At 25.9% G+C, this 16,487-nt stretch carries 9 protein-coding genes; 2 read left to right on the forward strand and 7 right to left on the reverse strand.

The annotated features are described in order from the left end of the window. Nucleotides 1-6: 6 nt before the first annotated feature. From AW729_RS01520 to AW729_RS01540, 5 genes are all read right to left on the reverse strand, one after another. Nucleotides 7-6,606, reverse strand: a complete 6,600-nt coding sequence (locus tag AW729_RS01520; protein ID WP_112123423.1) for a DUF4011 domain-containing protein — start codon at nucleotides 6,604-6,606, stop codon at nucleotides 7-9. Nucleotides 6,607-7,106: 500 nt separating this feature from the next. Then, nucleotides 7,107-7,508, reverse strand: a complete 402-nt coding sequence (locus tag AW729_RS01525; protein WP_112123424.1) for a hypothetical protein — start codon at nucleotides 7,506-7,508, stop codon at nucleotides 7,107-7,109. A gap of 32 nt (nucleotides 7,509-7,540) precedes the next feature. Then, nucleotides 7,541-9,706 carry a DEAD/DEAH box helicase gene (locus tag AW729_RS01530; protein WP_112123425.1) on the reverse strand — a complete coding sequence of 722 codons (2,166 nt, stop codon included), beginning with the start codon at nucleotides 9,704-9,706 and terminating at the stop codon, nucleotides 7,541-7,543. Further along, the gene (locus AW729_RS01535; protein WP_112123426.1) at nucleotides 9,696-10,955 is read right to left on the reverse strand and encodes a BREX system ATP-binding domain-containing protein; all 1,260 of its coding nucleotides are present in this window, start codon (nucleotides 10,953-10,955) and stop codon (nucleotides 9,696-9,698) included. The genes AW729_RS01530 and AW729_RS01535 overlap by 11 nt, the downstream gene beginning before the upstream one ends. A gap of 3 nt (nucleotides 10,956-10,958) precedes the next feature. Further along, nucleotides 10,959-11,639, reverse strand: coding sequence for a hypothetical protein (locus AW729_RS01540; protein WP_162685725.1), 681 nt, complete (start codon nucleotides 11,637-11,639; stop codon nucleotides 10,959-10,961). A gap of 179 nt (nucleotides 11,640-11,818) precedes the next feature. On the opposite strand from AW729_RS01540, the gene AW729_RS01545 reads away from it, so the two are divergent. After that, the gene (locus AW729_RS01545) at nucleotides 11,819-15,382 is read left to right on the forward strand and encodes a DUF5655 domain-containing protein (protein WP_112123428.1); all 3,564 of its coding nucleotides are present in this window, start codon (nucleotides 11,819-11,821) and stop codon (nucleotides 15,380-15,382) included. A 1-nt stretch (nucleotide 15,383) separates the two neighbouring features. Then, nucleotides 15,384-15,812 carry a YkvA family protein gene (locus AW729_RS01550; RefSeq protein WP_112123429.1) on the forward strand — a complete coding sequence of 143 codons (429 nt, stop codon included), beginning with the start codon at nucleotides 15,384-15,386 and terminating at the stop codon, nucleotides 15,810-15,812. Nucleotides 15,813-15,961: 149 nt separating this feature from the next. Here the strand turns inward: AW729_RS01550 and AW729_RS01555 are convergent, their stop codons facing one another. Continuing rightward, nucleotides 15,962-16,168, reverse strand: coding sequence for a transposase (locus tag AW729_RS01555; protein ID WP_394339577.1), 207 nt, complete (start codon nucleotides 16,166-16,168; stop codon nucleotides 15,962-15,964). An 82-nt stretch (nucleotides 16,169-16,250) separates the two neighbouring features. Next, on the reverse strand, nucleotides 16,251-16,373 hold the full coding sequence (locus AW729_RS11615; protein ID WP_257791405.1) for a hypothetical protein: 123 nt from the start codon (nucleotides 16,371-16,373) through the stop codon (nucleotides 16,251-16,253). Between the last annotated feature and the right edge of the window lie 114 nt (nucleotides 16,374-16,487).

A 16,487-nucleotide genomic window follows, 5' to 3' on the forward strand; every position in this document is an offset into this window, starting at 1 on the left:
CTAGTATTACTCATTATATTTTTTAATTATATCCTCCTTTAAGACATATCCTTCTTTTTCTAATGTAATAGTATCAACTTCTAATTCTTTTAATAGGGGAGTACATCTTTCTTTAAATATTTTACCCATTGATTTATAACCAATTAAACTGGAAGCTGTTTTAAGCAAATCCTTTTCATCCAAACAAGTATTTAATAGTAATGATATGATAATAGATTGTTTAAGCTCCATATCAGATATTGTTTTTATATTAGGTTTTTCTCTTCTTCTAACATATTTTAAAGTATACTTTCCATAATAATAAAAGTCATTATCTTCAATTATAGGAAATATGTTACAAACTCCCTTGAGATTCATATCTATTTCATTTTTAAATTTCTTGGTTGCACTTGTTCTACCTAATGCTTCTTTTACTCTAGAATAAATATCATTAACATGAATAGGTTGTTCACATAGGATTATGTCTCTAATCAATTGTATATTATTTGAATAAGGCGTTTGTGCTTTAAAGTATTCATAATCTTTAACATATTTATTTATTTGTTCCTCCTTGATTTCTTCCACAGTTTTAACTTCTAATTCGGGTTCAAAGATTACTTCTTCTTTCTCAAGTATTTTTTCGTCATCTTTATGTTTAATTGCATATTCAACTGCTTCTATGAGTCGTTTTTTACTATCATTCTGATTATAGAACCAATCCCAGGACCATATTCTGTAGAATGTCCATCCCAGGTTTTCTAGTACATCTTGACGAAGTCTATCTCTATCTCTAGCAGAACGGGATGAATGATAATTTGCACCATCACATTCAATTGCTAAAAGGAATCTGTCGTTATCATCTGGATCAACTAGTGCTAAATCTATTCTATAACCTGCTATTCCAACTTGTTTTTCTATCAGATAACCCTTTTCATCTAGGTAGTTATATACACTTTCCTCGAAAGGTGAATCAAAGTCTTCTCCAGTTCTATAGTTTTTAGGAAACTCCTTTTTCTCTGCAAAATATAAATAATTTTTAAGTACTTGTGCTCCACGTGAGGCTTTTTCAGGTAATTCTAAATCGGATGATTTGAAGTTAGCAAATATCACACATCTTTCTTTTGCACGGGTAATAAGTACATTTAATCGTTTTTCTCCTCCATCTCTATTTAATGGTCCAAAGGTTGGTGATAATTTATGATTTATATCAAATCCATAACCTATGGAGATAAGGATAATATCTCTTTCATCTCCTTGTATGTTTTCTAGGTTCTTTATGAAAAATCCATCTTTCTTATCTTGATCAAAGAATGGAAACATCTCGGGATTATCTTTAAGTTTAATTTCTAGCTGATCCTCGATAGCATCACGTTGTGCTGTACTGAATGTTCCCACACCTACGGTTTTTTTATCACCATATTTTCTAAATACTTTCATTGCATAATCTATGATGTTTTTTGCTTCTTTAATATTACGTCTACTTTTTCCTCGATCATAAACGCTAGTTGGATCATATTCAAATTGAATTCCAAGCTCATGTGAATCTTTAATTGTTGATGGGAAAACATTTAAATTATTGTTATAAAATTCCATATTTGAAAATGCTATTAAGGAGTCATGTTTACTTCTGTAATGCCATTTTAACATTTTAGATTCAAATGATGTTTTACTTAACTCCAATATACTTTCAATACCCTCTGTGTCATATTCATCAGGTTCTTCATCTTCTTTTTCTAATGATACATCAAAGAATGATGTTGGAGGTAATTGTTTGGTATCTCCCATTATAACGTAATGTTTTCCTCTAAGTAATGCTCCTATTGAATCTTCAACTTTTACTTGACTGGCTTCATCAAAGATTACATAGTCAAAGTAAGACTCGAAATATTTTGAATCAAGATATTGGGATATACTCATTGGACTCATCATTAAACATGGTTTAATATCTTTTAAAATTGGTTGGATAATGCCTAATATTTGTCTTATCGGTTTGATTTTACGTTTTTTACCAATTTCCTTATTTAACATGCCTAATGGTGAATTCATGGCTAGTGATGAAGCCGTATTTGGTCTTTTTCCTGCAAGTTGTTCTTTTATTCTATATTGATTTAATTGTAATGATTTTCTATCTAACTGTTTGAATTCTTCAATCTTGTTATTGTGAATATTATAGTTGAATTTTCTTAAAATAGCATTATTTTGTTTGATATCATTTATACAATTGTTTAAAAAGTTATATTCAAATAAATCTACTATGGAATCATATTTTATTTGATCTTGTTTAATTAAATCAATTATTTCATTCGTATATTCATTACTATATTCTTGACATAATTCTATGAATTGATGATAGGTATGTAATGAATTTTTATTCTCCTTAAGTTCTGTTAGTAGCACATTGAATTTTTCATCACTTTCTAAAAATATTCTATCAAAAATATACTTATCATCTATTTTAAGAGTTGTGGTGATTATATCGAATAACTCTTTAGTTTCATTGTATTTGTTGTTTAGTTGTGTTGTTAGTTCGTTTGGTGTTGGGTTGTTTGTTTGTAGGTAGTTTATTGTTTGTGTTGTGTATGTGTTGTTTTGTATTTGTTTGTTTAGGTTTATCATTTCATTTAGTTGTGTTGTTAGTTCGTTTGTGTTACTTTTTATTGATTGGTAGTTTTTGAAGTATTTTTTACCATTATCATCGTTTGAGTGGATTTGGTTTTGGAGTTGTTGGATTTCTTTGATTTTGGATAGTTGGTTTATTATTGTTGGGATATTGTTTGGTTCGAATGATGGATCGGTGGAGTGTAGTTGGGTTGTTATCTCTTTTTTTCTGAGGTATGTTTCTTTATTGTCGTATATTTGTTTGATTATTTTGTTGAATTCTGTGTTTTCTTCTGTGAATATGTTTTCGAAGTTAATTTTGTTTTTTATTTGTAGTGTTGTTGTTATTTTTTCATATTGTTCTTTTGTTTGGTTGTATTTGTTGTTTAGTTGTGTTGTTAGTTCGTTTGGTGTTGGGTTGTTTGTTTGTAGGTAGTTTATTGTTTGTGTTGTGTATGTGTTGTTTTGTATTTGTTTGTTTAGGTTTATCATTTCATTTAGTTGTGTTGTTAGTTCGTTTGTGTTACTTTTTATTGATTGGTAGTTTTTGAAGTATTTTTTACCATTATCATCGTTTGAGTGGATTTGGTTTTGGAGTTGTTGGATTTCTTTGATTTTGGATAGTTGGTTTATTATTGTTGGGATATTGTTTGGTTCGAATGATGGATCGGTGGAGTGTAGTTGGGTTGTTATCTCTTTTTTTCTGAGGTATGTTTCTTTATTGTCGTATATTTGTTTGATTATTTTGTTGAATTCTGTGTTTTCTTCTGTGAATATGTTTTCGAAGTTATATTTGTTTTTTATTTGTAGTGTTGTTGTTATTTTTTCATATTGTTCTTTTGTTTGGTTGTATTTGTTGTTTAGTTGTGTTGTTAGTTCGTTTGGTGTTGGGTTGTTTGTTTGTAGGTAGTTTATTGTTTGTGTTGTGTATGTGTTGTTTTCTATTTGTTTGTTTAGGTTTATCATTTCATTTAACTGTCTATTTAATTCATTTGTATCACTAGCTATTGACTGATAATTTGTGAAATATCTTTCACCAAAATAATCTTTTCTATGCACTTCTTCTCGGATTTTTTGAATATAATCAATATTTTCCAGTTGTTCTAAAATTCTTGAAATGTCGTTAATATCAAAAGAGGGGTCAATAACTCTTAATTCTGAAATAATCTCTTTTTTACGTTTAAGTGTTTGTTGAATTTCAATACATCTGTCATATAAAACAGAATCGTTAATTAATTCATTTCTTACAAGTAACTGACTTTTAACTGAAATTAACTCATTATTCTTAGATATAATCTCATTAAAATCATTTATAATTACTTCTTTATCCACTTCTCTATTATAATAAGAATTAAATTCATTTTTCAATGTTTTAAATTCTGAATCCATGAATTTAAACATTTTATTGCTTTTTTCTATAAATAAATTTAATTTATATTCTAGTTGATTATCATTTAACGCATTCTTTAATGGAGATTGATTAACAAAATCAGATAGTTGCTTAAATCTATTTATCATGTCCGGATTATTTTCAACAAAATAAATATTCACTATAGAATCATCAATAATTCTTTTTATATTACTTAACTGGCCACTATAATTGTTTACATTTATATCAAGAGAATTAAGATTAATATATTTTACTTTGTTTTGATATTCTGTAATGTTTGTTATTAAATTTGATAGTTCTTCTGTTGAGTCACAGTATGTTTTATCATTTAAGAAGTTTATCTTATCATTTAATTCGTAGCAGGAATAATTTTTATCTTTATTTATTCCTGTCGTGGCATAGATGTTGTTTTTTATGGTAATAAGGTTTGTGTATTGGTTGTTGTATGTTTCGATGTCTTCAAGTAATGTATTGGTTTCATCTATGTTTAGATTATCTATATTTGGTGAGTCTTTTAATTGGTCATTTATGGTTGATAGTTCTGTAGTATATTCTTCCACATTTAATTCAAGGCTATTGGTGTTAATGGATGTTATTTCATTTTGATATTCTGTAATGTTTGTTATTAAATTTGATAGTTCTTCTGTTGAGTCACAGTATGTTTTATCATTTAAGAAGTTTATCTTATCATTTAATTCGTAGCAGGAATAATTTTTATCTTTATTTATTCCTGTCGTGGCATAGATGTTGTTTTTTATGGTAATAAGGTTTGTGTATTGGTTGTTGTATGTTTCGATGTCTTCAAGTAATGTGTTGGTTTCATCTATGTTTAGATTATCTATATTTGGTGAGTCTTTTAATTGGTCATTTATGGTTGATAGTTCTGTAGTATATTCTTCCACATTTAATTCAAGGCTATTTGTGTTAATGGATGTTATTTCATTTTGATATTCTGTAATGTTTGTTATTAAATTTGATAGTTCTTCTGTTGAGTCACAATATATTTTATCATTTAAATAAGAAATTTTTTCATCTAATTCATCAATAAGGTAATTATTATCACTGTTAATACCCGTAATATTATAAATATCATTTTTTAAAGAAATTAAATTATTTAAAGAATTATCAAATGAATCAATAGCTGAATATAACTCATCAAATTGAGAATCATCAATATACTCAATATCAAATCCATACCAAAAATTCTTCTTAACCGGTGCTACAAGTTCATAAATAGATGCTATCTCAGTTAAGTTATTTACAGTCTCTTGACGTAGTTTTTTTGTCATAAGTTGTGGATTATTGATAGTGTAATTATGAATAACCTGATTATTATCATTTAAAGATTTTTCAACCACATTTAAAGAACCTATAATAGTATAAGCATTCAAACCAGTATTACCATATTCCTTAAAAATTTCCACTGAATAATCATTCAAATCTTGTTTAAGTAAGTCCAACTTGTCAAGATCAGATGTATCCTTCAGTTTTTCATAATTTAACTGTAATGTTCTATCCATCTCATCAAGAAAATCCCTTTTATTGTATTTGGCACCATGAATTTCAAGACAAGCATCACCTAAACCCACACTATCCAGTCTAGATTTAACAACATCAAGAGCAGCCTTCTTTTCACTGACAAATAAAATCGATTTCTCATTTGCCAAAAGTTCAGATATGAGATTAACAATAGTCTGAGATTTACCCGTCCCAGGAGGACCTTCAACAACAAGATCTTTACCCTTAATAATCTCTTCAATAACATCAACCTGTGATGAATCAGCATCTAAAACATTATATACCTCATAAGAACCCTTAGAATCTAAATTATTTGTATAATCAGTATCATAATCTAATGAAGGTGTTTCACCACCAAAAAATAGATTTTTCACATTATTTGATTCAAGATTAGGCCATTGATTAAATTCCAAATCTTTATACATGACAAACTTTTTAAAATTAAAGTTAGCTAGGTAAATATCTTTAGTTATTCTCCAATCTTGCTTAGCTAGAAATTTATTAACATTACTTAAATACTCATTTAATTCCTCTCTATCATTCAATTCTTCAAATAATGGAAAATCAAGACCTTGTTCTGATAATTTAAATTGTAATGATAAATTAGAACGAATATCATCGTCATTCCATGATAATTTGAAGGATGTTTCAATAGATTCTCTTTCTAACTCTACAGGGATTAATATTAAAGGGGCAGAATACTTATTATTACTTTTAGGATCAATCCATTCAACAAAACCTAATGCTAAAAATAAACTATTAAAACCTTGTTCTTGAATCATGGATCTATTATCATTTAAAGAACGTAATAACCATCTATTCAAAGTTTTTTCTTCCAAATTAGTTTGCAAATAGTTATCAGTATGTGATTCCTTAACTTTATCAAAACTATGCCAAGTATTATCCTCTTGGACAAAACTTCCTTTTCTAGGAAGAAAACCCATTCTTTTTTGTTTTAAAATTAACAAATCAAATAATTCAACAATATTCTCATCTACTATTTCGAGAGATTTGGCAGTCTTTTTAAAATTAAGAAGTTTATTTCTCATGGACATATCTAATAACTTTTCACGATACTCTGTTATCTTATTTACAATAATTTCATTTTCATTAGCAATCATATACTTAGCCCCGAATCATTTATATTATATTTATAATAAGGACTATTAAAAATTAGCTATGGTTAAAAAACATTATAGAAATAATATATTATTTATGGGATATCTATGATTTTTTGATTTATTATTAAAGTAATTTCTATTGTAATTTATTTCAAAATAAAAAAAATATATCAATAATTATTGTGTCAAAAATTAATTCCTATTTTTAATCCATTGGATTTTGAAGTAACATATTTTACATTCATGTTCTTACGGATGTGGCTATCAAAGATTACTTTTAATTAGGTTAATGATATGATTAATTATATTTATGGTTATTTGATATTCTGTATCAATACTTACTCCTGACTTTTTATATTTGATTTAATAATAATTTTTTATAATATTTGTCATAGTACATGTATATCTAATACATAAATAATACAATTTTCTATGGATATTAATTAAGATATTTTCTCATTTTGAATAAAAAAAAGAAGTTTGAGGGGTAGTGGTTAGTATTAAATAGGGTAGTATCTATATGCACCATCACTATCTAAATGACGTTTAACTGTTTGACCAGTCTTTTTATCTCTATAATAAATATCTGTTTTTGTATTTATTCTTTCTTCATTTTCACCAACATCCCAACGGGATTCAATAGTGTTACCTTCAACACTATTGGATGAAGAACTACTTTTACTAGTACTTGACTTTGATTTTGTTGTTGATTTGGTTTTAATTGTACTGTTATTTGTTTGATTGTTAGTAATATTTGTTGAGTTGTTTGTACTGTTTACAGTAGTATTATTTGTTGTATTATTTATAGTATCATCATTATGGGTTAATATTAACGTAGCACAGATTATACTAATACATACTATTATAGTTATACATATGATTATGATTGTCTTTTCTCTCATATTATCATTTAAAGTATTTATAATGAATTATGTTACTCATTATTTAATTCTTTATAGTTTAATCCACTTACTATTTCCATATTTGTGTGTGTTACCAAGTCTTGTAAATCATCAAAGTTGAAAATTAATCCTTTAATAGTAGTCTCTTGTTGTTCTTCTGGTAAATATGGACTATATTTTGTTCGGAATTCTTCTATTGTAATAGAATTTAAATATGTTTCAGTCTCATGATTAATATTGTTTTCATCTAAGTTATTATAGAATAAAACTATATCTTCAACTATATCATCGGGTGATACTAATTTAATATAGTAATCATTTTCTTCTGATTCAATAATTTCAACATGTTCTGATATTAAATTGCTTAATAAAAGATTAACTTTACCTCCAGCAAAAGTGTAGATATGTATTACTTGAAGATCTTCTTTATATCTAAATGTTATCGGAACTATGTTATAATTTAAATTAAATTCTTTTGTATATTCAATTAAATTTTTTAACCATATATTGAATTTATCATTGAATTTTTCTAGTAATGTATGATCAAAATTATCAAGTAATATATCATATATTTGTCTACATAGCAGATATGATTGATATTGATTTCCAGAGTTCCATCCAGGAATTTCTTTAGTTTTTGGAGATTTTTTTACATAAATTATATAATTGTTATAATCAATTTCAGTTATTTCCCAGTATTGACCACTTAAAATGAATCTTGCACCTGATTTTAATCCAAATACATAAAGAACATCTAGTTCTCCAATTTCTTTAAGACCATTTTTTATTTTAAATGATGTTGATGTGGTAAATACGGAATAAAAATTAAGGAAATTCATTTGACCAAATAGTTTTTCAAATTCATAACCTAATGATAATTTTTTACCTATCAAATCTAATATCTTGGAATCAACTAAGTGTTTAATCAATTCTTTATATGTGTCCTTTGAAATGTCCTTAAATACATACGTGTCATGTAATATGTAATATGCATCAGGAATGTTTATTTCTGTCTTTTGGAAGATAATACTGAGAATTTGATGTAAATAAATATCCAATGCATATTTACGTATATTAATATCTTCCACTTTATTTTCATATGATAAATTCATTTGAGCTAAATATTTTAAGCTGGTAATATCATCAGATGTAAAGAGTAATGCTCTCTCTATTTTACTTTTTCTACCACTTCTACCAATTTTTTGCATAAAAGAACTTATTTCATTAGGTGGTGTAATCATAGAGACTACATCAATATTTCCAATATCGATTCCAAGTTCTAATGTGTTAGTACTAACCATAATTCCTTTTTCTTGATTTTTAAACAAATCTTCATTTTCTTCACGTAAATCTTTATTAATGGATGAATGATGAAGATAAATGTTTGTATCTAATTTATCTTTTAATAAAGTGTTAATTTCTTCAACACTTTGTCTTGATTTACAAAATAATAATAGTTTTTTGTTAGAATATGGTTTTAAATTTTCAGCAATCTCCATTTTTTTATCATAAAATTGGGTTTTATATTTTATGACAGGTTTGGCCGAAGTTTTTATTACCTTAACTGGATTTTTATAATCAATCCACTTTGAAACTACCTCTGGATTTCCTACTGTAGCGGATAATCCTATTTTTATAAATCCATCCGTATATTCTGTTAATCGTTTAAGTAATGAATTTAACTGTATTCCACGTTCACTTTCAATAAAATAATGTATTTCATCAATGATTACATATTTAATGTTTCCAAATATTTTCTTCTTTTGACCTTCACTTTTATTTATTAACATTACTTCTAATGATTCAGGTGTTGTTAATAAAATATCCGTGGGTTTTTTAAGATATTTATTTTTCATTGATACTGATACATCACCATGCCATTTTGTAGCACTAAGTCCAAAATATTTATTCCAGGAATGTAAACGTTTATCCATATCATTAATCAAAGCTTTTAAAGGAGCAATATAAAGTACACTAGTTGCATCTAAACTTTTAGTAATTAAATTATTGTATATTGGGATTAATGCTGCTTCTGTTTTACCACTAGCAGTAGGAGCAATAATTAATGAATTTTTATTATTTAATATTATAGGAATAGTTTCTTTTTGAATTTCAGTTAAATCAGTCCACCCTAAGTTGTTTTGTAGAAAATATTTTAACTTATAATCCAATAAGCCTAATACATCATTACCAGTCATCAAATATCTCTTCTTCAGTTTCTATTGAATTTTCTTCTTCTTTGAATAATTTAATAATCTCTTCTTTATTATTCAATTGTTCTTGGTTTTGTTCAACTGTATCAAGTACACTTATTAACTCACGAATATATGTTCTAGGTACAATAACTCCACCAGTAAGGCCAGTATTAGCAACACGTATGTCTATAAATTCACTAACAGCTTCTTTAGCATTACTAATATCCCATTGATATGTTTCTTGATGCATGTCTATGATTAAATCAGAAATTTTTTTAACATCATTTTCCTTAAAACCATGTAAATTAACGATAGGAGTTCTAAGATCATCATAATCACTTTCTAGAACATTAACTATTCTGCTGTATAATGCATCATATGACTTTACACCCTTCTTTTCATCTTCATAGAATTGTTGTGTACCTGCAAATACAAATAGCATGCCATTAAATGTTCCATTGTTACAGTTATCATATATATCTCTCATATAATTATAGGCTACAGAACGTGATTTTTCTAGTGGTGTTTTAAGAATAAATTCTGCCTCATCAACTAAGATTATAAGACCAGAGTAGCCGATTGAATTAATAAATGTGGATAAAGCTGTTAAAAAGTGGAAAGCATTTTCCTTTGTAACATCACCTTTAACACCAAACTTTTTCTTTTCAGTAAAAGGTATATTTGAATCTCCTCTTAGCCATGCTTGGGCATAATTAGCAGTTTCGTCATCATGTTCTTCTCTAGCATGGAAATATTTTTCAATAGCAGTAGCAAATGAATTGGAACAGTCCCTAGTAGCTATTAAGTCCTCTTTAATACGATGTTCAAGGTATTCCTGTCTTTCCTCTATTTCATCGTCATCTTCATATTCATCTTCAGCTTCAACTTTAAGTCGGGTAATCCACCGGTCAATAATATGATTTAATGATTCTCCTGTCTTACATTTTAATGTCTTAGCGATTTCCTTGTAAATATTTTCAATCTTATGAAACTGAAGATTCTGACTAAGAGTAATTCTAGAAACAACAAAATTATCATTAAAAGCAGTTTCTTCTATTAACTTTAAGAAAAATGATTTACCGGCACCAAACTCACCATTAATGAACTTAGTAACAGCAGTACCATTTTCAACTCTGTCTAATATATTTTTAAATTCATTAAGTTCATCTTCTCTACCAACTGAAAAATCCAGAATAGATTCTCGAGGTATATTCCCATTTTTCAAGGCATTTAATGTATCTTGATAATCCATAACCTATTTCTCCTCATGACTAAATATAATATATCCATAATTTTTTGATTTACCCATAGAATCATATAATAAAACATTTTTATCAGAATCTCTGGAGGGAACATGTCTGAAGTTTAATTTCCAAACATTTAAAGAATAATATTTTTTAATTTCATTTACCGGTATTTTAATGTTAAAATCCTTTAAAATACCATTAACAATCTTTATAAATTCAATAATATCCATCTGTTTAAGCTTTTTATTCATATTTAATAAATCATAGGTAGTTTTAATAATATTCAATAAGAAAGTATCATAATTAATAGTAATATCAGATAAATACAATGGTTTTTCACTAATCAAATGTTCACAATCAAGTATAATTTCCATATCCTCTCTTGTAACTTCAACAATTTCTTTACCAGAAAGACTATCTAAGGATAATTTATCTTTAATAGTAGTAAACAAAATTGGGTTTTTAAAATATTTAATACTCTTCAAAAGGATTTTCTTTTTAGATTCAAAATAACCGAATAATTTTTTATCATTTTCATAAATCCTATCCACCATAGTCAAGCCTATAATAGAATAAGTATTGTTTAACTTAGATGAGATAAGAACAATATCCCTATAATTTATCTTGTTGATATTAACTGACTTTTTTTTAATAGCTGCTATCTTATTCTCCGATAAAACATTATTCAAAATATCCTGGTTAACATTGAAAATCCAAAATTTCGTTTTATCGTTGCATTTTTCTAATAATACATTATTTTTAATAATTAACCCACCTATATTCATTAATGATTGTAAATATATCAATAATAATATATTTATTGCAATATATATTTATATATAATAATTAAATCAATTGTGGGATTTAGATGGTATACTGTAAAATATGCTCAAAAATAACAGTAAATGATAATGAGTTATGTAAAGTCTGTCAAAATAAACGAAAAGCAGCAAATATTATAATTAATTTACAAGATAATGTAAATTTTAAAAAATACATTACAAAGACAAAATTATACAATATAGGATATACTGATGTTATACGTTTAGAAGATTTAGTATGGACATTAAATGAAACAAATGTAATAAAAAAAATCAACAATGAAGAATACGAATGGATAGACTTAGATTTACTAAAGAAATTTGTAGAAAAATACGATGAAAAAAATGGGCAAGATTTTAAAATTACAGAAATAGTAAGTGATGAAAATCAAGATAACTGCATGTATTGTGGTAAATCAATACCAAAATCATCTAAAAAGAAAAAAATATGTAAAATATGTAAAAAAACTAGAAAAACACTTAAAAACATAAAATTCATAGACTCATTTGAATATACTCTTAATATAGATGATATGATACAAGAAACATCTAAAGAAGAATATCAAATAGAAGGAATAATCTTTGATCTAATTGAAAATGACTTAATAAAAAAAATAGATGAAAAAAATTACCAAAAAATCCCAGAAAACATAGAACAATACTTAAAAGAACATGAAGACATCAATAATAAAATAAATCAGAGTAAAAAGCAAAAAGTTGATAAGAAGATAAGTAAAACAAAGATTTCAGATGATACAACTAAAGAAAAAGTTGATATTGGAACTAATTCTACCAATGAAACTAATGAAATTAAATCTACTATTGAAAATAAAACTCCTAAAAACGAATCAAAACCATTATTCATCGTAAATACGGATAATCCCCATATATCTTATATCGAACCTGCAGGATGGGTATCATATAAAACAATTAATAGGAATACATTAAATATCTCTGAATATAATGAATTAATTGAAATTCCACAATCACCTGAATATTATCCATCAAAAGTATATATACTAAAAGACTTTGAAAATCTAAAATGGATTAAAGAGTTAAATAAATATTACATATATACAAAAGGTTACAAAGATTATCAAAATGTAAAAATATATACTTCTTCAGATATTGAAGAAGAACTCAAAACTTCTCAAATCAAAGAAACTAAAAAAACAGAAACACATGATAAAGTAAATAATATCTCTGAACAAGAAAATAATATTCCTAACAATAATGCAATATTCGATGAATTCTTTAATAAACATATTACAATTTCCGAAGATGAAAAATCATGGATAACATATGATGAATTATTCAATATATTCACAAAATATGTTTGTGAAGAATATCAAATAAAAATACCTGAATTGGGAGATAATGGATTTAATGTCTTGATATATTCAAAAATTAAGAAAACAAATGGAATAAAAACTAAAAATGTTAATTCAATAATAGAATTTAATTTAATATATGATGATGCTAAATTAAATAAAAAACAATCAAAGGATACAATAGAAAAAACTGAATTTGAAGACATGAAAGTTGATAAAGAAAACAAAGAGCAAATAAATAATAAGAAATTATCATTTTCACAAATAACAGAGGTGAATAAATTATTAACAGACTTTTTAAATGAAAATATTAAAATACTGCCAAAAAATGCAAATACAAATGATTTAACACAAAAAGACATATATGAATCATTTGAAAAGTACCTTAAAACAAAAAATAGTGTAATTGATTATTCAGTATTTTCTTATAGTTTCCAAAATATTGTAGCAAATACAAGTGGAATAAATAGGCTAATTGATGAGGATAATATATATTATAATTTTGAATATAAAGAACACCTAATGAATTTAGATCAAAGTGAAAACATTAGTAAAAAGCAAGTTACAAAAGATACAACATCAAAAGTTGAAAGTATCAAGGGCAATTTGGAAATATTTGATGAATTCTTCGAAAAACACTTAAAATTTACTAACAATGGTAATTGGATAAAAAAACAAAGATTATACACACTTTTTAATAATTATGCTCTAAATAATTATAATGTGGAAATACCTGAAACTGGATTAGACGGTTTTAATTCAATATTACGAACTAAAAAGAAAACTATTAAAAATTTAGAAGAAAGAATTAGAAATGGAAAAATAGAATATAACTTGAAATATAACCCACAAAAAGAAAAAACAGAAGATAAAAAAACTCAAGATAAATTAACTATTGAAGATGAAATTGTCGATATAGAATTCAAACGATTAGAAGAATACTTTGAAAAATATATACAAATATTGGATAAAAAAGTTGATAAAAAGGATATAACAAAAAAACAATTATACATGAGTTATAATAATTATTATAAAGAAGAATATGGAGAAGAAATCTCATATGCTGACTTCACATCGTCTTTTATAAAGTTATTATCAAAGCATTCTGATATATATTCAGTAGTGGTTGGATCAATAGTTCATTATAATGTAGATATTAAAGATACCTCAGAAGAAGTTAAGGATAACAATGTGGATGAAAATATTAATGAAACAACTGCTCAAAATAAACCAAACAAGGAAATATTTGAAGAATTTTGGAATAAACATATTTTGGTAATCGAGGATATGGATGATGGAATAACAACAAGTGAATTATATGACTATTATAAAGAATACTCTAAAAATAATTATAATATTGGGATAAAACAATATGGTGTTAGAGGATTTCAATCATTATTATCTAAAAAAATAAAAGAATCTTCAAATGAGGTATTTTCAAGAGTTATTAAAGGAAAATTAAAATACAACTTAAAATATGTCCTTAATAAAAATGATATTGAAATTGAGGATAAGAATATAAAAGATGAAACTAAGAAAGAAAAAGTAACTGAAAAGTTAGATATAATACCTGTAAATATCAAAGAATATTTCAAAAATAAAACTACTAAAGAGATAGAAACTACTGATGAATTAATTATAGTTTATAATGACATTGTACATGTTAATGAATACTTATCATTAATTAAATTGTTTACAAATACGAAAGATTATCTAAATAAAATAAACATCAGTTGGATAACTGATGATGAAATGAATGTAAATATTGAGTATATTATTAAAAAGGAAAAAATGGGGATAAATCATTCTTTAGTAGCAAATAAAGTTATCCATGAAAACAATATGGATACTGGAAAAGAAAAAACAGAATATAATCCTAAAACTAAAAAAACCGTGAAAAAATTCACATTAGAAGACCATGAAAATTTAAAACCAGAAAATCCATCCTATAATTTATTCAATATATTGAATGAAAATATATTGAATATTGATAAAGGGGTGTCAAGAGCGATACTGAAGAAATTTGTAGGTTATAAAAAAAATAATAAACGTTTTGCAGATATTATAATTAGAAAATCATCATTAACTCTAAGTTTATATATTCCAATAAAAGAAATTGTAGATCCAAGAGGTATATGTATAGACATTACAAATAAAGGTAGTTGGACTAATGGGTTAATAGATGTTAAAATATATGATGTAGCAGAAATAGGATATGCAATGAATTTAATAATCCAATCTTATGAATACACACAAAATAATTATCAAAGGAGTGAATAAAATGCCAAAAATATTTAAAGAATTTTACGATGCACTAACAGAAAACTTAGACTCATACAACGGTCAATACGCTTCATTTATAGACAATGGACCAAAATTATATAAACTATTGTCAAACTTACTGATGAATTATAATAAAGAACTAGATTCTGAAGATAAGATGAAAATCAATGCTGCAATATCATACTATGTAGTACCATTAGATGTTATACCGGAATCAGAATATGGTCCCTATGGATATATTGATGATATTTATATCTGTGTATATGTAATCAAAGACTTAATAAAAAAATATGGAATTGAAGAAATAAATCAATTCTGGGAAGAAATAGAAGAACTATCAGAAGTAATAGAAGAATCATATGAAAAAACAACAATTCTTCTAGATGATACTGATGAAATATTAAAATATATAGGATTAATAGAATAATCATAGAGGGGTGACAATTATTTTTTGAAAGTTAATTGTAGTTGTCACTTTGGTCATAGTTAACATTGATATATTCATATTATCTATTTTTTTGTATTTTTAATTTTATCCTCTATGAATATTGTGTTTCTTTTATGTTGTGTATTTTATCATGTTTTGGGTTGTTGCCATAGCAATTGTTCTGTTTTTGAACTTTTTATGCCTTTTACGTGATATAATCTGTATTTTAGTGTATATTTATAGTATGTGAATCTTGGTTCTACATTTGGCATCCTGTCTTTGTATTTTTCTCGTGCTTCTGGTGTGTGCTTGCGGTGTTTTAGTTTCATGGTTGAATCATTTATGTAATCTGTTATTACTTTGGGGTCATTTTAGTTGATATGTATTTGTCTTTGGATGGACAATTGGAACAGTTAACTCCATAGTAAATTATATTGTCTAGTTTTCAGGTGGTATATCTTTTTTTGTTTGAGTATTTGTCCTTTGGGACATAACAATTATTTTTCTCATTCCGGTCATGTAATTTTTCCAATCTTTTTTTGTTGTTCTTTTTTCGGTCACTGGATCTTCACAGTTTATATTTTGCTGATGCTAATCATTTATCAGGCAGGTAAAGCGTTATTTTTTTTCTTTGATTTTATGCTTTTTATCTTGTCCTAGTTGTAATATCCAAAA

The sequence above is a fragment of the Methanosphaera sp. BMS genome, from assembly GCF_003268005.1.
Classification (GTDB): domain Archaea; phylum Methanobacteriota; class Methanobacteria; order Methanobacteriales; family Methanobacteriaceae; genus Methanosphaera.